The organism is Paucihalobacter ruber (assembly GCF_006494535.1).
GTDB lineage: Bacteria > Bacteroidota > Bacteroidia > Flavobacteriales > Flavobacteriaceae > Paucihalobacter > Paucihalobacter ruber.
Window position 1 is genome coordinate 1 of sequence record NZ_VHIQ01000002.1, and the last position, 26750, is coordinate 26750.

Genomic DNA, 26750 nt, shown 5'->3' on the forward strand with positions numbered 1-26750 from the left:
GACCTTTCGTTTCGCTATAAATGATATAAACATAATGCTTCATACCACAAAATTCTTTAAACAAAAAAAGCCCTCCGACAAAGGCGGAAAAGCTTCTCACTGCCTGCACTTTGCAGGATTGGCCCTACTACAGACCTGCCGCTTTCGCGGACAACACAACTTTGTTATTCTCTGTTCTAATAGAGATACCTGCTTTCGCAGGCATTTTGGCGGTCTGGACGGGACTCGAACCCGCGACCTTCGCCGTGACAGGGCGACATTCTAACCAACTGAACTACCAGACCGTTGCACTAAATGCGGATGCAAATATACATGGCTTTTTTGATATCGCAAACATTTTTTATAAAAATGTAAACCCCCTTAAACAAATCGCTGTCTCTCTATTAAATAGGCGGTTAAAATATCGGCAAACCCTTTGTTTACGTCGACTTCAACATACTTAATTTTGTATTGTAAACATTTCAGCTTAATGTTTTTTATATAGTCGGTCACCACAGTTTTATATACGTCTCTTACATTATCGGCATATAAGTTAATATGTTCTCCCGTTTCTACATCGATAAATCTTTTGGGGCTATTTGAAAAATCAAATTCCAATTCTTTTTTCTTATCCAACACATGGAATAAAATAACCTCGTGCTTATTGTGTTTTAAATGACGAAGTGCTTCAAAAAGCTTTGAATCTTCATGCATGGTTTGAAACATATCGGTAAACAAAAACACCATGGAACGTCTGTGAATTTTTTCGGCAATTTGATGTAAAAAGGTAAATGTATCCGTTTGATTTGTTTCGGGTTGATCTAAAACCAGTTCTTCCAATTTTGTCAGTAGCATTTGGTGATGACGCTCACTGCCTTTTTCGGGTGCGTAATATTCGTAGGTATTGCTATAAACGCTTATTCCAACTGCATCTCGTTGTTTTTTTAATAAATTCATTAAGGCTGCGGCGGCTAAAACAGAAAACCCTATTTTGTTAAGCGATTCTATACCAAAACTCTTCACCTCAGGATAGTGCATTGAACTGCTATTGTCTATAATAATATGACACCGCAGATTGGTTTCATCATCATAGCGCTTGGTAAACAACTTATCGGTTTTAGCGAAGAGCTTCCAGTCTATATGTCTGGTACTTTCGCCTTGATTGTAAATTTTATGTTCGGCAAATTCGGCAGAAAATCCGTGAAACGGACTCTTATGCATTCCGCTAATAAAGCCTTCAACAACTTGTTTGGCTAAAAGCTCGAGGTTTTTAAAACCAGTGGTTTTATTAATTTCCTGCTGAAGGTTCATACGGCAAATTTATTATTTGTCTAAACTAAAAAAGGTTTGCCGTTGAAGCAAACCTTTTATCATTTCTTTAGTTATAAATGCTTATAACAACTGATTTAATGCATCGGCGTAAGCATCTTTTGGCGCTACTCCAACTTGTCTGCCTACTACTTCTCCGTTTTGGAAAACTAATACAGTTGGAATATTACGCACGCCATATTTTGCTGCAAATTCCTGATTAGCATCTACATCAACCTTACCAACTATTGCTTTACCATCAAATTCTTTACTTATTTCGTCAATGATTGGACCCACCATTCTACATGGACCACACCAAGCTGCCCAAAAGTCTACCATTACGGGCTTATCACTTTTTAAAACGGTTTCTTCAAACGTTGCATCTGTTATTTCTAATGCCATAATATTAAAGTTTAATTTTATCTAATTTTATTTTGCAAAGTTAGTCAAAAATTTACCGAAACCTTACAGCTTGTTATATGTTTTGTTTATAACTGAATTAGGCTGTCTTATTGAATTGCCCTCTAATTAAGTTTATAAACTAAAGATTGTTCTTCCAAAACATTTATTAACTCTTGGGTGATGTTTACTTTAACTTTTTGACTCGGAAGGTTGAGTTTAATTTTTTCATCGTTGTCATAAACAACAAAATTTAAGGTGTTTTTCCCTTTATGACTTTTAAAAATAGACTCTAATACCTCGATACGATGTTTGGAAATCTCATTAAGCTCTAACTGTAAGGTGAGTTTTTTTGCAAATTGCTCCATAACATCATGTAAGAGTAAAAAGTTTACAAACTGGATTCTGGGTTCTCCCTTTGCACCGGTTTCTTTATTTGCCCAACCTTCGCGCACCATTATTCTCACATGAATAAACGAATTTATAACCAAAAAATGCCTGTATTTTAAATATTCTTCCCCGTATATTCTGAATTCAAAACTATCGGTGTAATCTTCTAAAGTGAATGTAGCCCATCCCTTTCCTGTTTTTGTAATTCGGTGTTGTATATCACTTACCACGCCGCCAAAAGTGAGTTCCCGATTGATAAACTTATCTAAATGGTTAAGCATACTTAGTCTCGCGTTGCAAAATGTATTCATTTCAACCTTAAAATCGTCTAAAGGGTGACCAGAAATGTAAATGCCAACCACTTCCCTTTCACGCTTTAATTTTTCCATGGTTCCCCATTCTTCACAAGGTGGAACTTTAGGTTCAGGTATCTGAATATCGCTGGCATCACCAAACAAACTCACCTGGGCAGAGTTTTCATTTTCCTGATGCTTACTACCATATTTAATGGCTTTTTCTAAGAAGTTAATACCATCGCCATCATGACCAAAATACTGGGCACGATGTGTATCGGTAAAACAATCAAAACCACCTGCAAACGCCAAACTTTCAAGCGCTCTTTTATTGGCTGCTCTCAAATCAACACGCTTGGTTAAATCGAATATAGATTTATAAGGTCCATCTTTTTTTCTATTCTCAACAATAGTTTCAACGGCACCTTGTCCAACGCCTTTAACCGCACCCATTCCAAATCTTACAGCATAATCTTTATTGACCGAAAATTTAAAATAACTCTCATTAACATCAGGTCCAAGCACCTTAAGTTTCATGCGTTTACATTCTTCCATAAAAAATGACACCTGTTTGATATCATTCATATTATTTGAAAGTACAGCAGCCATATATTCTGCAGGATAGTGTGCTTTTAAATAGGCTGTTTGATAAGCAATCCAGGCGTAACAAGTAGAATGCGACTTATTAAATGCGTAACTTGCAAAGGCCTCCCAGTCTTTCCAAATTTTTTCGAGCACTTCTCTTGGGTGACCATTTGATTCGCCACCATCTAAAAACTGAGGCTTTAGTTTGGCCAGTAAGTCGATTAATTTTTTACCCATGGCCTTCCTCAGTAAATCTGCCTGACCTTTCGAAAAATTAGCCAATTTTTGAGACAACAACATCACCTGCTCTTGATATACGGTAATACCGTAAGTATCTTTGAGGTATTCTTCCATTTCGGGCAAGTCGTAATTGATATCTTCTCTACCGTGTTTTCTGGCGATGAAATTAGGAATGTATTCCATTGGTCCCGGACGATATAGCGCATTCATGGCAATTAAGTCGTCAAAAACAGTAGGTTTTAAATCCTTCATATGTTTTTGCATTCCGGGAGATTCATACTGAAAAATCCCCACAGTTTCACCGCGCTGAAAGAGCTGATAGGTTTTTTCGTCGTCTAAAGGAAAATTGTCAGGATCTAACTGAATGTTGTGCTTTGCCTTTACAATTTTAACGGTATCTTTTATTAAAGTAAGCGTTTTTAATCCCAAAAAATCCATTTTGAGCAAACCGGCCGATTCTACCACAGCATTGTCAAACTGTGTAACATACAAATCTGAATCTTTGGCCGTAGCCACCGGGACATAGTCGGTGATATCACCAGGCGTAATAATCACACCGCAAGCATGAATACCTGTGTTTCTTACCGAACCTTCTAAAATTCTTGCTTGATTAAGGGTTTCAGATTCAATACCTTCACCTTCGGCGATATTGAGTAGCTGATTGATTTTTTCAACATCTTCCTGACGGTATTGCTTGTTGATTTCCTTTTCATCTAACTTAAAAATCTTTGCAAGCTTAGACATGTTGGGAATCAGTTTTGCCATTCTGTCGGCATCACCCAAAGGTAAATCGAGCACACGTGCTGTATCTCTAATAGAAGATTTTGCAGCCATGGTGCCATAAGTAATTATCTGGGCTACCTGATTGGCGCCATATTTTTTAATAACATAATCCATCACCCGGCCACGACCCTCATCATCAAAATCGATATCAATATCGGGCATACTTACGCGATCGGGATTGAGGAACCTCTCAAAAAGTAAATCGTATTTGATGGGATCGATGTTGGTAATCCACAAACAATATGCTACCACAGAACCGGCAGCTGAACCTCGACCGGGTCCAACCGATACATCCATTGCTCTGGCGGCACGAATAAAATCTTCAACAATTAAAAAGTAACCCGGATAACCGGTTTTTTCAATTACATCTAATTCAAAATCGATACGTTCTTTGATATCATCTGTAATATTACCATAACGCTTTTCAGCACCCTGATAGGTAAGATGGCGTAAATAGGCGTTTTCTCCTCTTTTACCAACATCTTGCTCGTCGGCTTCATCCCTGAATTCGGCCGGAATATCAAACTTTGGCAGTAAGACTTCTCTGGCGAGTTCAAAGGCTTCAATTTTATCGATAATTTCCTGAATATTTTCAATGGCTTCAGGTAAATCTTTAAATAGCAATTTCATCTCGTCCTGAGACTTAAAATAATAATTTTGATTTGGTAAGCCATAGCGATAACCACGACCTCTGCCAATTGGGGTTGCTTGCTTTTCGCCATCTTTTACGCACAGCAAAATATCGTGTGCATTGGCATCTTCCTTATCTATATAATAAGTATTATTGGTGGCAACAATTTTTACTTGATGCTTCTCAGCAAAGTTTATAAGCACTTGATTAACTCGGTTTTCATCTTCTTGTTGGTGACGCATCATTTCAATATAAAGGTCGTCGCCAAAAGTATTTTTCCACCAAATAAGAGCTTCTTCAGCTTGATTTTCTCCAACGTTCAATATCTTCGAAGGTACTTCGCCATAGAGATTTCCGGTAAGTACTATAATATCTTCCTTGTATTGTTCAATTAGTTGTTTATCTATTCTCGGCAGGTAATAAAAGCCTTCAGTGTAAGCTAATGATGCAAGTTTGGCCAAATTGTGATAGCCTTTTTTGCTTTTGGCCAAAAAGACCATTTGGTAACCGTTGTCCTTTCGGTTTTTATCAAGACGGTTTTCACAAACATTAAACTCGCAACCAACAATGGCTTTTATAAAAGGGGGAGAATCTTTTGCGTTGTCTTCATCTGTTTCTAACTTCGTTTTTAAAGTTTTGTTATAATTAGAAACTTCCTTGACAAAGTGAAATGCGCCCATCATATTACCGTGATCTGTAAGTGCTACGGCAGGCATTTGGTACTTAGCTGCTGCATTCACCAAATCCTTAATAGCAATGGTAGATTGTAAAATAGAAAACTGCGAATGGTTATGCAGGTGCACAAATGGCACATCCTGAAGCTCTTTGATGTTAGATTCGAGCTCTTTCTTTGTTGGCTGTGTATCTGTTTCGGGCTGAAGTTGTGCTTTAATTTTGGCACTTTCTTCTTTTAAATTGATATGCTTTAACCCAATAACTTGGATGGTTTTGGGGTTAGCGGCTTTATACTCTGTGAAGTAATCGGGCGAAGCTTTTAGATCGGCTGCCGAAAATTCTTCATTCCTTATTAATTCAAAAAAGCAGCGCGCAGTAGCTTCCACATCGGCAGTAGCGTTGTGTGCTTCGGCAAATGGTTGGTTGAATAAAAATTCGTGTAATTCAGTTAAAGTAGGGAGCTTAAATTTTCCATATCTACCACCCGGAATTTTACACAAATTAGCAGTATGTTCAGTACAGGTGTCTAAAACCGGCAATTCCTGAAGTTTGTTTTCTATGTTTAGACGGAAGAATTCCGTACCTACAATATTGATGTCAAAACCAACATTTTGACCAACTACAAATTTGGTTTTTTCAAGTACTTCATTAAACTCCTCGAGAACAAACTGTAATGGTTTTCCTTTTTCTTCAGCCAATTGCGTAGAAATGCCGTGCACTTTCTCAGCATCGTAAGGAATATCGAAACCTTCGGGATTGACCAAAAAATCCTTGTGCTCAATGCAATTACCTAACTGGTCGTGCAGTTGCCAGGCTATTTGAATACATCTTGGCCAATTATCGGTGTCGGTAATTGGTGCATCCCATCGCTTTGGTAATCCGGTGGTTTCGGTATCAAAAATTAAGTACATAACTTAACAGAAAATTTAAGTGAATTCAATCTGTGTGAGCCTATAAAATTACACAGAATTAACTTGAAATTTTATATTAGTTATAAACAATTTGTATTTAAAAAATGAAGTGAAACCAAATATACAATACTGTCCGAGGTTGTGAAAAAATAGTTTGATTTTAGAAAATCTGATTAAAAATTAATTAGATTCAAATTCAACCAAACCACCAACGAGTGGAATTTTGTAGAACACACCTCGACTAAAATTTACAGTATTTAAACCATCGGCAGTATAGGCATAAAACCAGAAGGTTCCCGAAATGGTTTTTGGTTCGGTTTGCTCAATATCTTCAACCACGATTACACCGGTAGGCGGATAAAGCGATAAACTTTCATCCGGTGCATTGGCAGTAGAATATACCACACCTTGTGCATCTTTAAACAAAGCCCGGTTTGGACCGGCACCGCCAAGCTCAAAAGTGCCTCGTCTGTCTACACGCGTAACCAATTGCACACGTTCTAAGCCAATACCGCCTTCAACCAAAAAGCCGCCAAAGTCAATATCGGCCGCGTAAAATTCGGCGCGCCATAAATCACCATCTTTATTGCCTTGAACAGCCGGTGAGTTGAATTCAATTTCATCTCCACAACTTGTAAATAAAGAGAAAATAAGAGCAATTATTAAAAATTGGCGCATAATGAAACTTTTAATTATGTTCAAATATAATTATTATATAAAAAGTTACAACGAGAAGCTATATAAATTTGACGAACTACCTAAATCTACATTAAATAACTCAATAAGGCGGCTCGCAATACAACAAAAACAAAATATTTTATTTTTGATATTGAAAAATATAGTATCTTTGCGCCCTTATTAATAACCGAGGTCGTGAACCTCAAATAATTAATCATTATGCCTGTAAAAATTAGATTACAAAGACACGGTAAAAAAGGAAAACCTTTTTACTGGGTAGTAGCAGCCGATGCGCGCGCCAAAAGAGATGGTAAATTCTTAGCTAAACTAGGAACTTATAATCCAAACACCAATCCTGCAACTATCAAATTAGACATTGATGGTTCCGTAAAATGGTTAGAAAATGGTGCACAACCAACCGATACTGCCAGAGCTATTCTGTCTTACAAAGGTGTCCTTTACAAACATCACTTAAAAGGCGGTGTTAAAAAAGGTGCTTTAACCGAAGAACAAGCCGAAGCAAAATTTACTGCTTGGTTGGAAGAAAAAGCTGCAAAAATTCAAGCTAAAGCTGATGGCTTATCTCAAGCTCAAGCTGAAGCAAGAGCAAAAGCTTTAGAAGCTGAAAAAGTTGTAAATGAAGCAAGAATTGCTGCTGCCGCACCTGTTGAGGAAGTAGTAGAAGAAGTAGTAGAGGAAACTTCAGAAGAACCAACTGCCGAAGTAACAGAAGCCACTGAAGCTGTAGCCGAAGAAACTGTTGCAGAAACAGAAGAAGCTCCTGCCGCTGAAGAAGCTAAAAAAGAAGACGAATAAATTATTATTTTGATATCTTGAAACTCCGAAGGCTGTTGCTTTCGGAGTTTTTTTATTTTTATATCTCATATCCAAAGCACTTAACATGCAAAAAAAAGATTGTTTTTACCTGGGAACCATAGTTAAGAAATTTAGTTTTAAAGGCGAATTGCTGGCTAAATTAGACACCGACGAACCTGAATTATATGATGATTTAGACGCTGTATTTGTTGACCTTCGCGGTACCATGGTGCCTTTTTTTATCGAATCGTCGCAGCTTCACAAATCTGATTTACTTCGATTAAAATTTGAAGATGTCGATACCGAAGCCGATGCCGATGCCTTAATTAAAGCAGAATTGTATTTGCCGCTTACGGTCTTACCTAAACTAAGCGGTAATAAATTTTATTTTCACGAAGTAATTGGTTATCAAATCATAGATGAAATTTTTGGTCCGGTTGGAACCATTGTCTCCATCAACGATACCACAGCGCAGGCACTTTTCGAAATAAAACAAAATGGCAAGGAAATATTGATTCCTATCAACGATGAAATCATCACCAAAGTAGATCGAGAGCAAAGAACTATCACTGTTAAAGCGCCTGATGGGTTGATTGAGTTATATCTTTAAGCCCTTCCTAAATCCTTCCCAAAGGGAAGGACTTTTAAACAATGAAGCACATTTTTAAGTTTAAACAATTCACAATTAACCAAGACCAATGTGCCATGAAAATTGGCACCGATTCGGTTTTGTTAGGCGCTTGGACGCCCATAGATCAAAACCCGCTTTCAATTTTAGATATTGGGGCAGGAACCGGCGTGTTGAGTTTAATGCTGGCACAACGATGCGATGCCATGACTATTGATGCCATTGAAATTGACGACAATGCCTATGAGCAATGTGTTGAGAATTTCGAAAATTCACCATGGAGCGACCGATTATTCTGCTATCACGCCTCGCTTGAGGAGTTTACTGAAGAAATAGAAGAGACATATGATTTAATTATTTGTAATCCTCCTTTTTACTTAGATCATTACAAAACTGATGACAAACAGAGAGCCCTTGCGCGTTTTCAAGACGCTATGCCTTTTGAACATCTATTGGAAAGCGTTTCAAAATTATTATCTAATAACGGGCGATTTGCTGTGGTGATTCCTTTTAAAGAAGAAACCTGTTTTTCTGAATTAGCTCAGTCATTTGGTTTACATGCACATCAAATTTTAAGGGTTAGAGGTAACACAACTTCTCAAATCGTTAGAAGCTTAATGTATTTTGGATTTGAAAATATCCCATCAAATTCTGATGAATTGATTATTGAAACCGTCAGACATCAATACACCAATAAGTACATCAATCTTACTAAAGATTTTTATTTGAAAATGTGAAACCATTTAAATTAAAAGATATCATTGTGCCTTGCAAACGTTTTCGTTAATTTTGCATCATAACTTTTTAGCAGTTAAAAATGAAACCAGATTTATTTGAAGCACCCGATTATTACAATATAGACGATTTACTTTCTGAAGAACATAAATTGGTACGCAGTGCCGCCCGAGAATGGGTCAAACGCGATGTGTCGCCCATCATTGAAGAATACGCTCAGAAGGCCGAATTCCCAAAACAAATCATTAATGGTCTTGCCGAAATTGGTGCTTTCGGACCATACATTCCTGCGGAATACGGCGGTGCCGGATTAGATCAAATTTCTTATGGCTTGATCATGCAGGAAATTGAGCGTGGTGATAGCGGTGTGCGTAGTACTGCCTCGGTGCAATCATCTTTGGTGATGTATCCCATCTGGAAATACGGAAATGAAGCACAGCGACAAAAATACCTACCTAAACTAGCCACAGGCGAATGGATGGGTTCTTTTGGTTTAACCGAACCTGACCATGGCAGTAATCCCGGTGGAATGACCACCAATTTTAAAGATATGGGTGACCACTATCTTTTAAACGGTGCCAAAATGTGGATTTCTAACGCCCCGTTTTGCAATGTGGCAGTGGTTTGGGCTAAAGATGAAAGCGGTAGAATTCATGGGTTAATTGTTGAACGCGGTATGGAAGGTTTTTCAACACCCGAAACACATAACAAGTGGTCGTTAAGAGCTTCAGCTACAGGCGAATTGATTTTTGATAATGTTAAAGTTCCGAAGGAAAACTTATTACCCAACAAATCTGGTTTGGGTGCACCGCTTGGTTGTTTAGATTCTGCGCGTTATGGCATAGCATGGGGTGCCATTGGTGCTGCCATGGATTGTTATGATACCGCTTTGCGATATAGTAAAGAACGTATGCAGTTTGGCAAACCAATTGGTGGATTTCAGTTACAACAGAAAAAATTAGCCGAAATGATTACCGAAATCACCAAAGCACAATTACTGGCACTGCGATTGGGTCAACTCAAAAATGACGATCGCGCTACTACTGCACAAATTTCAATGGCCAAACGCAACAATGTGGATATGGCAATAAACATAGCACGCGAAGCCAGACAAATGTTAGGCGGTATGGGTATTACTGGCGAGTACAGTATTATGCGTCATTCTATGAATTTAGAGAGTGTTATCACTTACGAAGGCACACACGACATACATTTACTTATCACTGGATTAGACATTACGGGATTAAATGCATTTAAATAAGCCGAATTTTAACCCGCAACGAGTTCAAAACACCATGAATTTCAAACAATTATTGGGCCTTTTACTGTCCTTATTTTTCGTTCTAAACTGTGCCAACAATGCCGAAACCTATGTAGATCCGATTCAGGAAGAAGTTGAAGAAGAAGTTCAGCCCAATAATTTCAAGTTATTATCTTTAGGTGATAGCTATACCATTGGAGCCAGTGTTTGTGAAACTTGCAGATTTCCGGAGCAATTAAAAGATAGTTTAAGAAACAGGTTTGATGAATCTAATAACTTCAGTCTTCAAATAGTAGCGACATCGGGGTGGACCACCACTAATTTGATTAGCGCATTAAATTCAAATACACCAACCAACGATCATGATTTGGTAACCCTTTTAATTGGTGTTAATAATCAATTTCAGGGGAAACCCTTTGAACTGTACGAAACAGAATTTGTAATTTTAGTTAACAAAGCGATAACCTATGCCAAAGGCGATAAAAGCCGGATCATAGTAGTATCCATCCCGGATTATGGCTTTACTCCTTTTGGTCAAAATAATCAAACTACCATTACAGCAGAACTAGACAATTACAACGCCTATGCACAAAACTACTGCGAAGCCAATAATATAAGTTACGTCTATATTACTGATATTACACAACAAGGCCTTGAAAATCCAAACTTGGTAGCATCTGACGGATTGCATCCTTCAGAATTGGCATACAGTAAATTTGTAGAGCGTATTTTACCTAAAGCATTACAAATACTTCAGCAGTAATCAATTAACTTTCGGGAGCAAGTTTAACTTCTAATCCGTCTAAATCGACAGAAATTGGGATTTGACAACTTAAGCGACTGTTATCTCTTACGTAAAAAGCTTCGCTTAACATGGCTTCTTCTTCATCTTGCATTTCAGGAAGTATGTGGTTACTTACAACATAACACTGACAAGAGGCACACATAGCCATGCCACCACAAATACCTATGGTACCTTCGGGTGCAAGTTCGTGCATTCTGATAACTTCCATTAAATTTAAAGGCATATCAACAGGAGCGGCTACTTCATGTTGAACGCCTTCTCTGTCAGTTACTTTTATGATAATGTCTAGCATGGAGAATATTGAGGCTAAAATCTGTAATTAATCAAAAGCTTTAACAACAGCCTTAGGTGCTTCTTTTCTGGTACCATCAAAACCGTCAACACCACTAACGGTTGTATATTTCAATACATATTTCTTTCCCGGGTTGATGATTTGATAAGCTGCCTGACACATCAGAGTAGCTTCATGAAAACCACATAAAATAAGTTTGAGTTTTCCGGGATAGGTATTGACATCGCCAATGGCAAAAATTCCTGGTATATTAGTTTGATAATCTAACGCATTGTTGACTTTTATAGCATTTTTCTCAATCTCCAAACCCCAATCTGCTATCGGACCTAATTTTGGAGACAAACCAAAAAGCGGAATAAAATGATCTGTTTCTAAGATAAATGGTGCTTCGCCTTCTTTGGTGATTTCAACACTTCGCAATTTCGAATCGCCATTGATAGCAGTTATTTCTGCTGGTGTAATTAGATTGATTTTTCCAAGATTTTTAAGCTCCTGAACTTTTTCAACAGAATCTAAATGACCTCTAAACTCATTGCGTCTATGAACCAACGTTACACTTTCGGCAACGCTTGTTAAGAAAATAGACCAATCTAAAGCCGAATCGCCACCACCAGCTATCACTACATGTTTTCCGCGGTACATTTCGGGTTCTTTAATCATGTATTCAATCCCTTTGTCTTCAAACTGATCGATGTTATTAAGCAATGGTTTACGCGGTTCAAAACTTCCTAAACCACCGGCAATTGCCACTACCGGAGCCTGATGTTTGGTCCCTTTATTTGTAGTCACTATAAAACTACCGTCTTCTTGTTTTTCAATAGTTTCGGCGCGTTCGCCCAAGGTGAATCCGGGTTGAAACTGCTTGCATTGCTCCAATAATTTATCGGTAAGATCGCCTGCTAAAATTTCGGGGTAGGCAGGAATATCGTAAATGGGTTTTTTAGGATAAATTTCTGAACATTGTCCGCCGGGCTGAGGTAAAGCATCAATTAAATGACACTTAAGCTTTAAAAGTCCGGCCTCAAAGACAGCAAACAATCCGGTTGGTCCGGCGCCAATAATTAATATATCTGTTTTAATCATTTGAAGTAGAAAATTTTGCTGGCAAAATTAAAATGAATTTTCAGCTCAATACATGACCATCATCATGCATTATTTTACATTAATAACTTGTTCAATTTGTGGAACGTATTTTTTGATGGTCATTTCAACGCCGCTTTTGAGGGTCATTTGATTAACACTACAAGAATTACAGGCACCTTCTAATTGAACTTTAACGATGGTATTATTTTCAATTTCAATCAATTTAATATCACCACCATCACTTTGTAAAAAAGGTCTTATTTCGTCTAATGCCTTCTCTACGTTAATTTTAATTTCTTCTGCTGTCATGATTTTTTTCTAATTGCTGAACAACCCGCCATGGTTGTGATTTTTATAGCTTCCGTTTCCGGAAGGTTATCATTTCTTTCTACTAATTGGGTTACCACGGCTTTTGTTAGTTCGATATAAGCTCTTTCAACCGGTGTTCCATCTTGTAAAGCCGCCGGTCTTCCAACATCGCCGGCTTCTCTTATACTTTGAATCAATGGTATTTCACCCAAAAACGGAACGTTTAAATCTTCGGCTAAATTTCTTGCCCCCGATTGTCCAAAGATATAATATTTATTTTCAGGAAGCTCTGCCGGTGTAAAGTAAGCCATATTTTCAACTACTCCCAAAACCGGGACGTTAATACTGTCTTGTTGAAACATGGCAACGCCTTTTCTGGCATCGGCTAAGGCTACATTTTGAGGTGTACTTACCACAACAGCTCCTGTAATTGGCAATGCCTGCATGATGCTTAAGTGAATATCACCGGTTCCAGGTGGTAAATCGATTAGCAACATATCTAATTCGCCCCAAGCGGCATCAAAAATCATTTGATTTAAAGCCTTTGAAGCCATTGGACCTCGCCAAATAACCGCTTGGTCCGGTTTTGTGAAAAAGCCAATAGACAAAATTTTAATGCCATAACTTTCTACAGGTTTCATTTTAGACTTACCATCTACATTGATAGCTAAGGGTCGTTCATTCTCAACATCAAACATGATAGGCACTGATGGCCCGTAAATATCCGCATCTAAAACACCTACCTTAAAACCCATTTTGGCCAACGACACAGCCAAATTAGCTGTTACCGTAGATTTACCAACGCCTCCTTTACCTGAAGCTACTGCAATGATATTGGTAATGCCGGGTATTGGTTTGCCTTTTATTTCGTTCTTTGGAGTTGTGGCAGGTGCATCTACTTTGAGGTTGATTTTTATTTTTGCCTTTTCGTGAACTTTGTCGTGAATGGTTTTTAATATCTCTACCTCTGTTTTCTTTCTGGCTTGCAATGTTGGATTTTTTATGGTGACATCTACCACAACTTCATCTCCAAAAACAACCACATTGGTTACCGCACCACTATCGACCATATTTTCGCCTTCGCCGGGTGCAGAGATGGTTTTTAAGGCCTCTAAAATATCTTGTTTGTTGAGTTTAATCATTATTAATTTAGATTTATTCTAAAATGCAAATATACGGTGAATTGTTAAGATTTTGAAGTGGTTTAATTGAAATGCCTTATACTTAAATGTGGAAATGTTATAATGCCCGTAATTAATTATAAGCTTTTATAAATCAACGTGTAAAGTATCAGAACTCTTGTGCCGGATCCCAGAAATGTTTATCGAAATCTTGGATTTGATTTTCTACCACTTTTACCCCTTCATTTTCCAGTAATTGCTGCATTAAATTAGAACCCGGAAAATGATGCTTTCCTGTTAAGAGTCCGTTTCTGTTAACAACTCTGTGGGCAGGCACATCAGGAAGATTATGGGAAGCGTTCATTGCATACCCCACAATTCTGGCACTTTTTGCCGCACCTAAATATTTGGCTACAGCACCATAACTTGTAACCCGACCATACGGAATTAACTTTACTACCTCATAAACCTGATTAAAGAATCCTGATTGGTCGGCTTTATCTACCATTCTTTGATAATATTGATGAGCGTGATGAGCGCAACAACAGCAGTAATCACACCAATAATGCCATTCATACCTTTGTGTGAAGTCATCCTTCTCGATTTAATTTTATCAAAAAAGAAAATGTAAACATAGAGCATCACGAAAGTACCCATGGCAGCGCCAGCCACGTACGACATAATATTGATTGTTTCGAAAGTCAACCACCCGAACGATGCCAAAGTAAGCGTCATATAGGCCTGATAAGGAATAGGTAACACATTTAAAGCAGACAGAAAAACTCCGTGAAAAAATCTGCTGTGTTTACTTTTTATGTGAGATTCAATACTGGGCTTGGGTGTTTTTTTGGCTACCACTAAAAAATAAACCGAAAGCAATACAAATATTACAAACGCAACACGTTGCAGTATTTTAACTACTTCAGGATGATTGTTAATATATCTGGCAAAAATGGCCGCCATATAAGTTTGTAAAATTACGGTAAAACAAACCCCTAACGAAAATATGACACCTCTTACATGACCTTCCTTGATGCTTATTTTAGCCGCAGACATATTCAATAATCCCGGAGGTACCACGCCTATAAGTGCAGTTACAAAACCTAATAAATAGACCGTTGTAATATTCAATTGTTGCGCAGTTTAAATTTGATATAGGTAATGGCCTTATTCTTCTCTAAATACTGACTTTCATAAAAAGTTTGTACTTGGGTAACCACATCCGGGCTGCCGGAATTATTGTAAACGTCGTGATTGGCATACAGTACTTCATGACCCAAACCGTGCAATAATCCCAAGGTGTAACCATGCATAAATTCGCTATCAGTTTTTAAGTTGATAACACCGTTTGGTTTTAAAATTTTTTGGTAACGATCCAAAAAAGCGGCATTGGTCATACGGTGTTTGGTGCGCTTGTATTTAATTTGAGGATCGGGAAAGGTAATCCAGATTTCGTCAACTTCGTTTTGAGCAAAGGCGTATTCAATTAATTCAATTTGAACGCGCAAAAAAGCAGCGTTATTTATTTGTTCTTCAACAGCTGTTTTTGCACCGCGCCAAAATCGGGCACCTTTTATATCAACACCAATAAAATTTTTATCGGGATAGCGTTTGGCCAATGCAATGGTATATTCGCCTTTACCGCATCCCAACTCTAACACAATAGGGTTTTGGTTTTTAAAATAATTCTTGCCCCAATTTCCTTTTAAATTAAATTGCGCACTAATTAATTCATCTCTTGTTGGCTGAATAACATTGCCAAAAGTTAAGTTTTCTTTAAAACGTTTTAATTTATTTTTACTTCCCACAGTTTCTTAATATGGCGGTAAAATTAAGGAAACATTTTAGGTTTACCTTTGTCTTTATTTACCGGCAATGAAAATAAGAAAATTAAATAATTTACAAGCGTGAAAAAAATAATCTTAGTTGCGCCGTTGAACTGGGGCTTGGGGCATGCTACGCGGTGCATTCCAATTATAAGAGCATTGCAAGACAACGGTTTTACCCCAATAATTGGTAGCGACGGCGTTGCGCTTAATTTACTTAAACATGAATTTCCTGAATTAACTTTTATCGAATTTCCTTCATACAACATTAGTTACGCAAAAAAGGCTAAAAATTTTAAGTGGGCTATTTTAAAAAGCACCCCAAAAATGCTTAAAGCCATCAAGGCCGAAAAAAAATTTACCAAACAACTTATTGAAGATTATAATATCGATGGCATCATTTCTGATAACCGTTTGGGCGTTTACAGCAAACATGTGCCTTCGGTTTTTATAACACATCAAATTAATGTACTAAGTGGGAATACCACAAAAATAAGTAGCAAACTACATCAGCAAATCATTAAAAAATTTACGCAGTGTTGGGTGCCAGATCAACACAACGAACCCAGTTTAAGTGGTATTTTGGGCCATTTAAATCATTTTAATCCATCGATAAAATATATCGGACCACTTAGCAGATTCGAAAAAGTTGAAACCCAACAAACCATCGACATTTTAGCTCTGATTTCCGGGCCCGAACCTCAGCGCACTTTACTTCAAGAGAAGCTAATTTCTGAATTACAACATTTGAATAAAACAATTGTCATGGTTTGCGGCCTGGTCGAAAACGAGCAAAGCGTTAAGCAAATTGGCAACATGAACGTTTACAATTTTATGACAAGCCAACAATTGCAAGACACCTTCAATAAAAGTCGATTAATTGTTTCACGTTCTGGTTATACTACTGTAATGGATTTAGCCAAATTAGGGAAAAAGGCATTTTTTATTCCTACTCCCGGACAGTTTGAACAGGAATATCTTGCAAAAAAACTTCAGGAAGATGGTTTGGTGCCTTACTGCAAACAAGACGAATTTAATGTTGAAAAACTAAGGGTCGTTGATGAATTTAAAGGTCTATCAAGCTTTGACTTTGAAATAAATTTCAAATCTTTATTTAGCCTTTTCAAGGGTGAATGAAAATTCGCTGCCCACATCAATTTCGCTTTCTACATAAATTTTTTCGTTGTGCGCTTCTATAATATGTTTTACAATAGACAACCCGAGGCCTGAGCCACCTTCTTTTCTGGAGCCACTTTTATCAACACGGTAAAACCTTTCGAATAATCTTGGCAGATGTTCTTTTTCAATACCTTCGCCATTATCGGTAACCCTAACAATGACCTTGTTTTTGATGAGATTTTCTATACTTACTTCGGTGGTGCCCTTTTCTCTTCCATATTTGATAGAGTTAACAACCAAATTGGTAAGTACCTGTTGAATTCGTTCTTTATCGGCCACCACCATGATTGGTTGCTTGTATTCCATGTCAAAACTGAGGGTGATTTTCTTTTTGGAAGCTTTCATCTCCAGTAATTCAAACACATTTTCAACCAGTTCAACAATATCGAAGGTTTCGGTGGTTAAGCTTAAATCGCCGGTTTCCAATTTGGTAATCATATCCAAATCTTTCACAATGTAGATCAATCGTTCTACACCTTTTTCTGCACGAGTGAGATATTTTTTTCGAAGTTTCTCGTCGTTCATGGCGCCATCAAGCAAGGTTAAAACGTAACCTTGTACAGTGAAAAGTGGCGTTTTTAATTCGTGCGAAACATTGCCAAGGTATTCCTTTCGGTATTCTTCTCTAATTTTTAAGGTTTCGATTTCGAGTTTTTTATCGCGGGCATATTTATCTATTTCCCGGGTAAGGGTACCCATGTCTGTGGTGATGGGTTGATTTCTGAGTGAAGTGGATTCTAACAGCGTTAAATCGTCGTAAATACGTTTTACGCGTCTGTAAATAAAGCGTTCAACCCGGTATTGAATAATGATAAAACAAATGGTATAAGTAAGGAGAACTACCGGTATTAACAACCAGTTTAAGTTATTGGTATAATACAAAAAAACACTCATAAAGAGCGTTAAAAAAAGTGTGATATAAGCCGACGTTTTAAACGCGAATTTATATGTTTTCTTAAGTTTTTTTTGCATCAATCTATAAACTTATAGCCAACGCCTTTCACGGTTTTAAAAGATTTATCGCCTATTTTTTCACGAAGTTTTCTGATGTGTACGTCTATAGTTCTACCACCAACTACCACTTCGTTACCCCAAACTTTATCTAGAATTTCTTCTCTTTTAAAAACCTTTCCGGGTTTTGTTGCCAATAAAGATAGTAATTCAAATTCTTTTCTGGGTAAAATAATTTCTTTGCCTTTGCTAATAATTTTATATTCTTCTCGATTAATGGTAATGTTACCGACTTTAACAATAGATTCTACGTTCTCCTCTTCTTTAAATCTTCTTAATAGTCCTTTGATTTTGCTTACCAAAACCTTTGGCTTGATGGGTTTAGTAATGTAGTCGTCTGCTCCTGCATCAAAGCCTGCCATCTGCGAATAATCTTCACCTCTGGCTGTAAGAAAGGTAATAAGTGTGTTATTGAGTTCGGGAATAGACCTAATTTGTTCGCAAGCTTCAATACCATCCATTTCGGGCATCATCACGTCCAGAATAATAAGATGTGGCTGGTGCTTTTTTGCTTTTTTAACGGCTTCAGCGCCATTTTCGGCAGTAATCACATTATAACCTTCAGCAGTTAAATTGTAACTAACAATCTCCAGAATATCCGGCTCGTCATCAACTAACAAAATTTTAATATCCTTCTTTTTCATTTCTTAATGAATAACATTAACGGTATAAATATAAAACTAATCGTACAAATGTGCCTTATGTTAAATATAAATAACTTTTAGGTAACATAAACCTAACATATAACTTTTTATGAATTGTTCAAAATATCAGTTGATAAAACACATTAAGATTAAAAAATTGTAAAGTCTTTGATATTGTGGACATATCTTTTTATAGCTTACCAATTATTTGTAACTTTGAGTTCTAACTTAAAAATATATCTTATGAAGAAAATTTACTTTTTGATGGTTTCTTTATTAATATCTGGTTTCATTTCTGGCCAAGTTATTAATGAAATAGACTCTGATACACCGGGTACTGATACCGAAGAATTTATTGAAATCAAATGGACTCCAAATACTGCTTTAGATGGCTTGGTGGTTGTTTTATTTAATGGTAATGGAGACATCAGCTATAATGCATTTGATCTTGATGGATTTTCAACCGATGAAAATGGATTTTTTATTTTAGCCAATACAGCAATTGCTGGTACTAATGATTTTGATATAGGCGCATCGAATATTATTCAAAATGGTGCGGATGCTGTGGCATTGTATACAGGCAATGCTGAAGATTTCCCGAACGGAACTGCACCTACCACTACAAATTTATTAAGTGCCTTAGTATATGGAACAGCAGACCCTGATGCTACCGGTTTATTGACAGGATTAGGTGAGACGGTACAATACGACGAAAGCGAGAATGGTAATTCTGCTACCGAATCTATACAACGAAAAAATGATGGTACTTATGAAACTAAATTACCCACATTTAGAGCTGAAAATGATTCTGCGGTGTGTGAACTTGTTTTAACAGGTGCAAATGCAACATGCGATACAGTGACTCAAGGAGTAGACACTTATACTGCAACTATAGATTTTACCGGTGGCGGTACATCGTCATACACAGTAACTGCATCAAGCGGTACAGTTGATTTATCTGCTGGAAATCCGTCAATAGATGCCTCAGGAACTATAACAGTAACAGGTGCTTCTGAAGGAACAGACGTAACTATTTTTGTTGTAGATGGTGCTTTGTGCGACCTAGAATCAAGCATTACCTCGCCTTCCTGTGTACCTGCCCTTGCAGTACCTATTTATGAGCCATTTGATTACACCATTGGTTCTGAATTAATCGATGCTCCTAATTGGGAGAATATTAGTGATTCGAGCGACGAAGTTTTAGTTGGTGGTCCAGGTGGTTTATCCTACACGGGGCTAGTGGATTCTCAAGGAAATCATGTCTCCTTTGATGGAATAGGTAGTGATCCAGCAATTACTTTTGAACCAATTACAACCGGTTTAGTTTACACATCATTTTTATTCGCGGTAACTGACCAAACTTTAGCTTCAGATTTAACAGATGGTGGATATTTTGCTATTCTTGGTACCAATGGTCAATTTAGAGCTCGTCTATGGGTTAGAGCTAATCCAAGTACTTCAGAAAATACTTTTGATATTGGATTAAGTAACTCTGGAAGTAATCCCGATTTTGGCAGCACGTTATATACGGTAGGTGAAACGATAATGGTTGTTATGAGTTATGATACTTCTACAGGAAATATGAATGCATGGATTAACCCAAGTCAAGCCCAATTAGAATCTAGCAGCGCACCCGATCCTACAATATCTAGTGTTTTAAGTGCCTCTCCAAGCACTATTAATCAATTTATAATTCGTCAAGATTCAACAAGTGAAACTCCTTTTATGTTGCTTGATGAACTGCGTATTGGTACATCATGGGCTGATGTAACACCTTCAAGTCTGTCTGTTGGTGATAGTTTAGCTGATGGTTTCAATTTATATCCCAATCCCGCAACCAACGGTAGCGTTACCATTAGCTCAAATAGTGCCGACGCTATGCAAGTACAGGTTTACGACGTGTTAGGAAAAGTGGTTAAAAACGACATTTTAAGTAACAATACGCTTGACGTTAGCAATCTTAATACCGGATTGTACATTATAAAAATTACCCAAAATCAAAACTCAGTTACTAAAAAACTGGTGATTAAATAACAGCAATTAAGTTTGTTTTTAAAGCGCTATCTTCGGGTGGCGCTTTTTTATTTTCAATAACTTTGCGCTATGGTTTTAAAGGATGATATTTTTAATATTTTAAACGCAAAGCAATTTGAAACAGTTGCTTTAAAAGTTTTTAAATACCAGTTTGAAAATAATCCTGTTTACAGATCTTATTGTGATTTGTTATTTATGCACCCATCTGATATTAAAACCCTTGAATCCATTCCTTTTTTACCCATTCAGTTTTTTAAAACACATCATGTAATTTGTGGTGATAAACAAACTGAAATTATTTTTAGCAGTTCGGGTACCACCGGAAGTGTTACCAGCAAGCATTACGTTCAAGATCTAACTTTATACGAAGAAAGCTTTACCAAAGCTTTTGAGTTGCAATACGGCAAGATCTCTGATTACGTCATTCTGGGACTGCTGCCTTCGTATTTAGAACGCAGCGGATCGTCTCTAATCTATATGGTGAATCACTTCATAAAAAACTCACCTCATCCCGAAAGCAATTTTTACCTCAACAATTTAGATGAACTTTATAAAACGCTTCAATCCTTAGAAGCTCAGGGTAAAAAAACGCTTCTCATTGGGGTTTCTTTTGCGCTTTTAGATTTTGTAGAACAATACCAAATGCAACTCAAACATACCATTGTAATGGAAACCGGCGGTATGAAAGGCAGAAGAAAAGAAATGGTAAGAACCGAATTACACGAGGAACTTTGCAACGGGTTTGGCGTTAACAGGATTCACAGCGAATACGGAATGACCGAACTATTAAGTCAGGCCTATTCAAAAGGTAATGGTATTTTTGAATGTCCGCCATGGATGAAAATTTTAATTAGAGATACCGAAGACGCTTTAACCATTTTGCCCGAAAATAAAAATGGCGGCATTAATATTATAGACTTAGCCAATCTCAATTCTTGTGCATTTATCGCCACTCAAGACTTAGGAAAATTACACGCCAACGGCCACTTTGAAGTGATTGGTCGTTTTGACCATTCTGATGTTCGCGGTTGTAATTTAATGGTGATGTAAGTTTTTTAAACTTATACCGACTTAACCAACAAGGATAAATTAAGTTTTATATTGGTTGGTTAGTTGAAAGCGGTTATCGGGTTTCCGGTAGCCGCTTTTACATTACTTTTAAAATAAAAGTTTGCTTTTTACCGCGATTTAAAATGATGTAACGGTTGTTGATTAAATCTGAAGTGGTTAATATATAATCCTCACTAACCTTTTCCTTATTTACCATCACCGCATTTTCTTTTAATGCACGTCTGGCTTCGCCGTTAGAACTTAAAAAATTGGTTTTAGCCGAAAGTGCTGCCACCATATCAAAGCCTTCAGAAAATTCGGTTGATGATAATTCAAATTGTGGTACGCCTTCAAACACTTCCAGAAAAGTACCTTCGTCTAAAGTTTGAATATCTTCTTTAAAGGATTTGCTGAATAATATTGAAGACGCGCGTTCGGCATTTTCAAAATCAGATTTTGAATGCACAAACGTAGTCACTTCTTCGGCTAATGTTTTTTGAAGTATTCTTAAATGTGGTGCGGATTTATGCTCTGCAATTAATTTATCGATAGTAGTTTTATCCAAAAAGGTGAAAATTTTAATATACTTTTCAGCATCTTCATCTGAAGTATTCAACCAAAACTGATAAAATTTATACACCGAGGTTTTATCGGCATCCAACCAAACGTTTCCGCCTTCACTTTTACCAAATTTTGAGCCATCGGCTTTGGTAATAAGCGGACAAGTCATTGCAAAAGCTTTGGTGTCAACACCAACATTCATTCGTCTTATCAACTCGGTTCCGGTTGTGATGTTGCCCCATTGGTCGCTGCCACCCATTTGCAAAACACAATTGAAATGTTTATGCAAATAGTAAAAATCGTAACCTTGAATAAGCTGGTATGTAAATTCGGTAAAAGACATACCAACGGTATCTTCGCCAAACAAACGCTTCTTTACCGAATCTTTAGACATCATGTAATTAACGGTGATGCGTTTACCAACATCACGCGCAAAATCGATAAAACTGAAGTCTTTCATCCAGTCGTAATTATTCACCAAAATAGGGGCATTATTATCTTTAGAATTAAAATCTAAAAATCTCGAAAGCACATTTTTAATACCTTCAACATTGCTATTTAATGTGGCTTCATCGAGCAAATTGCGTTCATCGCTCTTTCCCGAAGGATCACCTATCATACCCGTGGCACCGCCAACCAGGGCAACAGGCTTGTGTCCGGCACGTTGCAAATGCACCAATAAAATAATGGGAACCAAACTGCCAATGTGTAAAGAATTTGAAGTTGGATCAAAGCCAATATAAGCAGTGGTCACTTCGTTATTAAGTTGCTCTTCCGTTCCGGGCATGATGTCGTGCACCATTCCGCGCCAGCGCAATTCTTCAATTAAATTCTTTATCATTGCAATGCCTGTTTTATAGATTTGCGCAAAGATAAAAATACAGGCTTAATATGCGGCTTTCAGGATTAATTCTTTACCTTTAAATTATGATTTTAGTTACCGGTGCAACAGGATTAGTGGGCTCTCACCTGCTTTATAAGCTTATTGTTGAAGGCAATAAGGTTAGAGCTATTTACCGAAGACAACAAAAGCTGGACAACGTCAAACACGTATTTTCTTATTACGGTAATAACGCCGACGATTTATTTAACGCCATAGAATGGGTTAAGGCCGATATAAATGACATTCCTGCCATGGAGCTTGCCTTTAAAAATATAGACTACGTTTATCACTGCGCGGCGATGGTATCTTTCGAGCCCGATAAATTTGAGACTTTAAAGAAAATCAATATCGAAGGAACCGCGAATGTAGTGAACTTGTGTTTAGACTTCAAAGTTAAAAAACTGTGTTATGTAAGTTCTGTTGCAGCTTTAGGAAAGCCATTAATTCCGGGAGATGTTGTAGATGAAACGACGCCATGGAACAAAGAATTAGACCACAGTGTTTACGCCATTACCAAATATGGAGCCGAGATGGAAGTTTGGAGAGCCATCAACGAAGGTCTTGATGCCGTCATAGTTAATCCCGGAGTTATTTTAGGACCCGGATTTTGGCACGGAGGTGGCAGTAGCGGTCTGTTTAAACAAGTTTACAAAGGCTTAAAATATTACACAAACGGCACAACAGGGTTTGTTGGTATCTGGGATGTGGTGTTGCCTATGCTTTTGCTTATGGAAAGCGATATTAAAAATGAACAATTTATTCTGGTTTCAGAAAATTTAAGTTTTAAAACGTTTTTTTACAATACGTCGATTGCACTCAATGTTAAACCTCCTGCAAAGCAGGCAACAGCCTTAATGTTAGCCATAGCGTGGCGTTTAGATTGGCTTCAGTTTAAACTTACCGGCAAAAGAAGACGGTTATCAAAACACATGGCTAGGTCTGCCGTTAGTGTTTCAAAATTTAGCAGTGATAAAATCCGAGACACCTTAAAATACACATTTACTGCCGTAAACATCGTTATTAAAGAAGTGTCAGTATTATTTTTAGAGGATAAAAAATCTAGTCTATTTCTTTAATTTCCTGAAATTCTCTATTAATGTTACCTTTAATCGAATCTCTTATTTTTATGTTTAAAGCTCTGATAGAATCTAATCTTCGTTTGTTTTCGGCCTCTTCTTCTTCCAGTTGTTTTTCAAAAATCTTCTTTTGATTTTCAACATTTTGTTTCACATTATTGAGGATTTCAGCGTATTTTTTTGAGTCGAAAGCATAGTATTCATTACTTTTTACAAATTGAAGGCTGTCTATTTGATACTTTTCGTAAATATAGGCCTCGGGTTTGAGACCGTTTTCTTCCAAGACCTTTTTGTTAACACCTTTAGCAGAATTAATAACAAACATGTCGAGCAGAATCTCAGTAAACTCCTTTTCGGGTATTAAGTTCTTGGGTTTTTCGGGCTTAATCTCCTTTCCGCAGGAAAAAACAACCCATATACAAACGAAAAGTAATACTGTATATTTACTTATTAAATTCATCTTTCAAATGTTAAACACTGCCCGAAGCGTTGCTGATTAACCTTGAAATTTTGATAAGCCAATTTACCGTTAACGAAGGTGTGTGAAATTCTCGATTTAAAAGTGGTCCCTTCAAAAGGCGACCAACCGCACTTATATAAAATATTGTCTTTTTTAACATTCCACGGCTGATTGGCATTTACAATTACCAAATCGGCAAAATAACCTTCGCGTATAAATCCCCTTTTTTCAACTTGAAATAAAATGGCCGGATTATGACACATCTTCTGTACGATGGTTTCCAGGTTAATTTTACCTTTATGATAGGCTTCAAACATAGCTACTACTGCATGTTGTACCAATGGTCCGCCGCTGGGTGCTTTGGTGTAATTTTGCTGTTTTTCTTCTAAGGTATGCGGTGCATGATCTGTTGCTATCACATCAATTCTATCATCTAAAAGTGCCTTCCACAATGCATCGCGATCTTTGGCAGTTTTTACGGCCGGATTCCATTTAATCAAACTGCCTTTAGTTCTATAATCCTCATCGCTAAACCACAGGTGATGTATACAAACTTCGGCTGTGATTTTCTTGTCTTTTAAAGGAATTTTATTGGTAAAAAGCTCCATTTCCTTAGCTGTAGAAAGGTGAAACACATGTAATCTGGCACCCGTTTTTTTGGCCAGTTCTATGGCTTGACTTGAACTTAAGTAACATGCTTCTTCACTTCTAATCAATGGGTGCGCTTCCATAGGAATGTCTTCGCCATACTTTTTTAAATAAGCTTCGGTATTGCGTCTAATAGTAGCTTCATCTTCGCAATGTACCGAAATTACCATATCAGTAGACGAAAATATTTTTTCTAGCACCTTTGGATCATCCACCAACATATTTCCTGTTGATGAACCCAAAAATATTTTTAATCCGGCAACCTCTTTTGGATTGACTTTTAAAATTTCATCCAGGTTGTCATTAGTGCCACCAAACATAAAGGAGTAGTTGGCGTAACTGGAATTGGCTGCAATATCAAATTTTTCATTGAGCTTTTCAACCGTGGTTGTTTGCGGGTTGGTATTGGGCATCTCGATAAACGAGGTGATACCTCCCGCAACCGCAGCCTTCGACTCGGTTTCAATGGTGGCTTTATGAGTTAAACCCGGTTCTCTAAAATGAACCTGATCGTCTATAGCACCGGGCATTACGTAATTTCCTTCGGCATCAATAATTTTAACCTGTGCCGATTTGGCACTGATAGAACTAGAAACCTCATCGATGTAGGCGCCTTTTATGAGAATGTCGCCCTCTGTAATACGACCTTCGTTGATGATTTTTGCGTTTTTAATAAGTGTAATACCTTCTGGCATTGTTTTATTTTTTAAATAAACTGTTCAACTTCATTTTAAATACACCAAAAACAGCTTCGTAAATAATGGAGCCCGTCATTTTACTTTTGCCTTTGGTTCTGTCTGTAAATATTACCGGAATTTCAACAATTTTAAATTTTTTAAGATAGGCTTTAAATTTCATTTCAATTTGAAAAGCATAACCAACAAATTTAATGCCATCTAAATTTAGGGTTTCCAAAACCTTTCGCTTGTAACAAACAAAACCTGCCGTGGTGTCGCGTATTGGCATTCCGGTAATTACTCTAACGTAAATGGAAGCGCAATATGATAACAATACACGACTCATTGGCCAATTAACCACATTAACACCTTTGATATATCTGGAGCCAATAGACATATCAAATCCATCAATATAACAAGCATTGAAGAGCTTAACCAAATCATTGGGATCATGCGAAAAATCGGCATCCATTTCAAAAATATACTCGTAATTTTTATTTAAACACCATTTAAAACCATCAATGTAGGCAGTGCCAAGTCCTTGTTTATTGTTGCGCTCCATTAAAAACAGTCTGTTACCAAACTCTTTTTGAAGTAATTTTACTTGATTGGCCGTTAGATCGGGTGAATTATCTTCAACCACCAAAATGTGGAATTCAACAGGTTGAGAACAAACAGCCCTAATAATGGCCTCTATGTTCTCAATTTCGTTATAAGTTGGAATGATAACAATGGCGTTAGACAAAACCTTCAATTTTAGGCAAAAATAAACTATTTCA

Annotated in this window: 26 protein-coding genes and 1 tRNA gene; 9 read left to right on the forward strand and 18 right to left on the reverse strand. The window is 37.2% G+C overall.

From position 1 onward, the window contains the following. Positions 1-207: 207 nt before the first annotated feature. The 5 genes from FJ651_RS03495 to FJ651_RS03515 form a co-directional block, all read right to left on the reverse strand. Positions 208-284, reverse strand: a tRNA-Asp gene (locus tag FJ651_RS03495). 76 nt (positions 285-360) lie between these two features. Further along, entirely contained in the window at positions 361-1290 is a 930-nt protein-coding gene (locus tag FJ651_RS03500) for a DUF58 domain-containing protein (protein WP_140989029.1), read from the reverse strand. Positions 1291-1371: 81 nt separating this feature from the next. After that, a complete protein-coding gene (trxA, locus tag FJ651_RS03505; RefSeq protein ID WP_140989030.1) occupies positions 1372-1689 on the reverse strand; it encodes a thioredoxin in 318 nt (105 codons plus the stop codon). A 122-nt stretch (positions 1690-1811) separates the two neighbouring features. Next, positions 1812-6194: a DNA polymerase III subunit alpha gene (gene dnaE / locus FJ651_RS03510; protein ID WP_140989031.1), complete on the reverse strand. Its 4383-nt coding sequence runs from the start codon at positions 6192-6194 to the stop codon at positions 1812-1814. Between the two features lie 180 nt (positions 6195-6374). Beyond that, entirely contained in the window at positions 6375-6872 is a 498-nt protein-coding gene (locus FJ651_RS03515; RefSeq protein ID WP_140989032.1) for a DUF6252 family protein, read from the reverse strand. 219 nt (positions 6873-7091) lie between these two features. Between FJ651_RS03515 and FJ651_RS03520 the strand changes: the two genes are divergently transcribed. From FJ651_RS03520 to FJ651_RS03540, 5 genes are all read left to right on the forward strand, one after another. Then, positions 7092-7688 (forward strand): 30S ribosomal protein S16, encoded by a 597-nt coding sequence (locus FJ651_RS03520; RefSeq protein WP_140989033.1) that lies wholly within the window; start codon positions 7092-7094, stop codon positions 7686-7688. An 85-nt stretch (positions 7689-7773) separates the two neighbouring features. Beyond that, positions 7774-8298 carry a ribosome maturation factor RimM gene (rimM, locus tag FJ651_RS03525; RefSeq protein WP_140989034.1) on the forward strand — a complete coding sequence of 175 codons (525 nt, stop codon included), beginning with the start codon at positions 7774-7776 and terminating at the stop codon, positions 8296-8298. A gap of 41 nt (positions 8299-8339) precedes the next feature. Beyond that, positions 8340-9053: a tRNA1(Val) (adenine(37)-N6)-methyltransferase gene (locus FJ651_RS03530; protein ID WP_140989035.1), complete on the forward strand. Its 714-nt coding sequence runs from the start codon at positions 8340-8342 to the stop codon at positions 9051-9053. A gap of 80 nt (positions 9054-9133) precedes the next feature. Further along, on the forward strand, positions 9134-10312 hold the full coding sequence (locus FJ651_RS03535; RefSeq protein ID WP_140989036.1) for an acyl-CoA dehydrogenase family protein: 1179 nt from the start codon (positions 9134-9136) through the stop codon (positions 10310-10312). A gap of 34 nt (positions 10313-10346) precedes the next feature. Then, complete coding sequence (locus FJ651_RS03540; RefSeq protein WP_140989037.1) at positions 10347-11075, forward strand: SGNH/GDSL hydrolase family protein; 729 nt, start codon at positions 10347-10349, stop codon at positions 11073-11075. 4 nt (positions 11076-11079) lie between these two features. Here FJ651_RS03540 and FJ651_RS03545 read toward each other — a convergent pair whose 3' ends face one another. From FJ651_RS03545 to trmB, 7 genes are all read right to left on the reverse strand, one after another. Beyond that, positions 11080-11409, reverse strand: coding sequence for a 2Fe-2S iron-sulfur cluster-binding protein (locus tag FJ651_RS03545; protein WP_140989038.1), 330 nt, complete (start codon positions 11407-11409; stop codon positions 11080-11082). A 27-nt stretch (positions 11410-11436) separates the two neighbouring features. Next, on the reverse strand, positions 11437-12492 hold the full coding sequence (locus FJ651_RS03550; RefSeq protein WP_140989039.1) for an NAD(P)/FAD-dependent oxidoreductase: 1056 nt from the start codon (positions 12490-12492) through the stop codon (positions 11437-11439). 69 nt (positions 12493-12561) lie between these two features. Continuing rightward, a complete protein-coding gene (locus tag FJ651_RS03555; RefSeq protein WP_140989040.1) occupies positions 12562-12801 on the reverse strand; it encodes a NifU family protein in 240 nt (79 codons plus the stop codon). Further along, entirely contained in the window at positions 12798-13940 is a 1143-nt protein-coding gene (locus FJ651_RS03560) for an Mrp/NBP35 family ATP-binding protein (protein WP_140989586.1), read from the reverse strand. Before FJ651_RS03560 ends, FJ651_RS03555 begins: the two co-directional genes overlap by 4 nt. A 151-nt stretch (positions 13941-14091) precedes the next feature. After that, positions 14092-14430, reverse strand: a complete 339-nt coding sequence (locus tag FJ651_RS03565) for an MGMT family protein (RefSeq protein WP_140989041.1) — start codon at positions 14428-14430, stop codon at positions 14092-14094. Beyond that, a complete protein-coding gene (locus tag FJ651_RS03570) occupies positions 14424-15053 on the reverse strand; it encodes a LysE family transporter (RefSeq protein WP_140989042.1) in 630 nt (209 codons plus the stop codon). Before FJ651_RS03570 ends, FJ651_RS03565 begins: the two co-directional genes overlap by 7 nt. After that, the gene (gene trmB / locus FJ651_RS03575) at positions 15050-15730 is read right to left on the reverse strand and encodes a tRNA (guanosine(46)-N7)-methyltransferase TrmB (protein ID WP_140989043.1); all 681 of its coding nucleotides are present in this window, start codon (positions 15728-15730) and stop codon (positions 15050-15052) included. Before trmB ends, FJ651_RS03570 begins: the two co-directional genes overlap by 4 nt. 99 nt (positions 15731-15829) lie before the next feature. Between trmB and FJ651_RS03580 the strand changes: the two genes are divergently transcribed. Further along, a complete protein-coding gene (locus FJ651_RS03580) occupies positions 15830-16885 on the forward strand; it encodes a glycosyltransferase (RefSeq protein ID WP_140989044.1) in 1056 nt (351 codons plus the stop codon). On the opposite strand, the gene FJ651_RS03585 is transcribed toward FJ651_RS03580, so the two are convergent. Together FJ651_RS03585 and FJ651_RS03590 are read right to left on the reverse strand one after the other, a co-directional pair. Further along, positions 16859-17899, reverse strand: a complete 1041-nt coding sequence (locus FJ651_RS03585) for a sensor histidine kinase (RefSeq protein ID WP_140989045.1) — start codon at positions 17897-17899, stop codon at positions 16859-16861. The two genes, FJ651_RS03580 and FJ651_RS03585, sit on opposite strands and share 27 nt — an antisense overlap. Continuing rightward, complete coding sequence (locus tag FJ651_RS03590; RefSeq protein ID WP_140989046.1) at positions 17899-18582, reverse strand: response regulator transcription factor; 684 nt, start codon at positions 18580-18582, stop codon at positions 17899-17901. Before FJ651_RS03590 ends, FJ651_RS03585 begins: the two co-directional genes overlap by 1 nt. A 243-nt stretch (positions 18583-18825) precedes the next feature. Here FJ651_RS03590 and FJ651_RS03595 point away from each other — a divergent pair, with 243 nt between their 5' ends. Together FJ651_RS03595 and FJ651_RS03600 are read left to right on the forward strand one after the other, a co-directional pair. Further along, positions 18826-20616 carry a T9SS type A sorting domain-containing protein gene (locus FJ651_RS03595; protein WP_140989047.1) on the forward strand — a complete coding sequence of 597 codons (1791 nt, stop codon included), beginning with the start codon at positions 18826-18828 and terminating at the stop codon, positions 20614-20616. A gap of 69 nt (positions 20617-20685) precedes the next feature. Beyond that, positions 20686-21666, forward strand: coding sequence for a LuxE/PaaK family acyltransferase (locus FJ651_RS03600; RefSeq protein ID WP_140989048.1), 981 nt, complete (start codon positions 20686-20688; stop codon positions 21664-21666). A gap of 97 nt (positions 21667-21763) precedes the next feature. On the opposite strand, the gene tyrS is transcribed toward FJ651_RS03600, so the two are convergent. Continuing rightward, complete coding sequence (tyrS, locus tag FJ651_RS03605) at positions 21764-23068, reverse strand: tyrosine--tRNA ligase (protein WP_216746075.1); 1305 nt, start codon at positions 23066-23068, stop codon at positions 21764-21766. 86 nt (positions 23069-23154) lie between these two features. Between tyrS and FJ651_RS03610 the strand changes: the two genes are divergently transcribed. Further along, complete coding sequence (locus FJ651_RS03610; RefSeq protein WP_140989049.1) at positions 23155-24186, forward strand: NAD-dependent epimerase/dehydratase family protein; 1032 nt, start codon at positions 23155-23157, stop codon at positions 24184-24186. On the opposite strand, the gene FJ651_RS03615 is transcribed toward FJ651_RS03610, so the two are convergent. From FJ651_RS03615 to FJ651_RS03625, 3 genes are read right to left on the reverse strand one after another with little or no spacing between them, the layout of a single operon-like run. Next, positions 24170-24646: a DUF4296 domain-containing protein gene (locus FJ651_RS03615; protein ID WP_140989050.1), complete on the reverse strand. Its 477-nt coding sequence runs from the start codon at positions 24644-24646 to the stop codon at positions 24170-24172. The two genes, FJ651_RS03610 and FJ651_RS03615, sit on opposite strands and share 17 nt — an antisense overlap. Beyond that, complete coding sequence (locus tag FJ651_RS03620) at positions 24643-25989, reverse strand: dihydroorotase (RefSeq protein WP_140989051.1); 1347 nt, start codon at positions 25987-25989, stop codon at positions 24643-24645. The genes FJ651_RS03615 and FJ651_RS03620 overlap by 4 nt, the downstream gene beginning before the upstream one ends. A gap of 4 nt (positions 25990-25993) precedes the next feature. Continuing rightward, on the reverse strand, positions 25994-26716 hold the full coding sequence (locus FJ651_RS03625) for a polyprenol monophosphomannose synthase (RefSeq protein ID WP_140989052.1): 723 nt from the start codon (positions 26714-26716) through the stop codon (positions 25994-25996). Between the last annotated feature and the right edge of the window lie 34 nt (positions 26717-26750).

Bases quoted from the DNA above. Each gene is read 5' to 3' on its own strand.
- FJ651_RS03500 (WP_140989029.1), bottom strand. From the start codon at position 1,290: ATGAACCTTCAGCAGGAAATTAATAAAACCACTGGTTTTAAAAACCTC.
- trxA (WP_140989030.1), bottom strand. From the start codon at position 1,689: ATGGCATTAGAAATAACAGATGCAACGTTTGAAGAAACCGTTTTAAAA.
- dnaE (WP_140989031.1), bottom strand. From the start codon at position 6,194: ATGTACTTAATTTTTGATACCGAAACCACCGGATTACCAAAGCGATGG.
- FJ651_RS03515 (WP_140989032.1), bottom strand. From the start codon at position 6,872: ATGCGCCAATTTTTAATAATTGCTCTTATTTTCTCTTTATTTACAAGT.
- FJ651_RS03520 (WP_140989033.1), top strand. From the start codon at position 7,092: ATGCCTGTAAAAATTAGATTACAAAGACACGGTAAAAAAGGAAAACCT.
- rimM (WP_140989034.1), top strand. From the start codon at position 7,774: ATGCAAAAAAAAGATTGTTTTTACCTGGGAACCATAGTTAAGAAATTT.
- FJ651_RS03530 (WP_140989035.1), top strand. From the start codon at position 8,340: ATGAAGCACATTTTTAAGTTTAAACAATTCACAATTAACCAAGACCAA.
- FJ651_RS03535 (WP_140989036.1), top strand. From the start codon at position 9,134: ATGAAACCAGATTTATTTGAAGCACCCGATTATTACAATATAGACGAT.
- FJ651_RS03540 (WP_140989037.1), top strand. From the start codon at position 10,347: ATGAATTTCAAACAATTATTGGGCCTTTTACTGTCCTTATTTTTCGTT.
- FJ651_RS03545 (WP_140989038.1), bottom strand. From the start codon at position 11,409: ATGCTAGACATTATCATAAAAGTAACTGACAGAGAAGGCGTTCAACAT.
- FJ651_RS03550 (WP_140989039.1), bottom strand. From the start codon at position 12,492: ATGATTAAAACAGATATATTAATTATTGGCGCCGGACCAACCGGATTG.
- FJ651_RS03555 (WP_140989040.1), bottom strand. From the start codon at position 12,801: ATGACAGCAGAAGAAATTAAAATTAACGTAGAGAAGGCATTAGACGAA.
- FJ651_RS03565 (WP_140989041.1), bottom strand. From the start codon at position 14,430: ATGGTAGATAAAGCCGACCAATCAGGATTCTTTAATCAGGTTTATGAG.
- FJ651_RS03585 (WP_140989045.1), bottom strand. From the start codon at position 17,899: ATGCAAAAAAAACTTAAGAAAACATATAAATTCGCGTTTAAAACGTCG.
- FJ651_RS03590 (WP_140989046.1), bottom strand. From the start codon at position 18,582: ATGAAAAAGAAGGATATTAAAATTTTGTTAGTTGATGACGAGCCGGAT.
- FJ651_RS03595 (WP_140989047.1), top strand. From the start codon at position 18,826: ATGAAGAAAATTTACTTTTTGATGGTTTCTTTATTAATATCTGGTTTC.
- FJ651_RS03600 (WP_140989048.1), top strand. From the start codon at position 20,686: ATGGTTTTAAAGGATGATATTTTTAATATTTTAAACGCAAAGCAATTT.
- tyrS (WP_216746075.1), bottom strand. From the start codon at position 23,068: ATGATAAAGAATTTAATTGAAGAATTGCGCTGGCGCGGAATGGTGCAC.
- FJ651_RS03610 (WP_140989049.1), top strand. From the start codon at position 23,155: ATGATTTTAGTTACCGGTGCAACAGGATTAGTGGGCTCTCACCTGCTT.
- FJ651_RS03615 (WP_140989050.1), bottom strand. From the start codon at position 24,646: ATGAATTTAATAAGTAAATATACAGTATTACTTTTCGTTTGTATATGG.
- FJ651_RS03620 (WP_140989051.1), bottom strand. From the start codon at position 25,989: ATGCCAGAAGGTATTACACTTATTAAAAACGCAAAAATCATCAACGAA.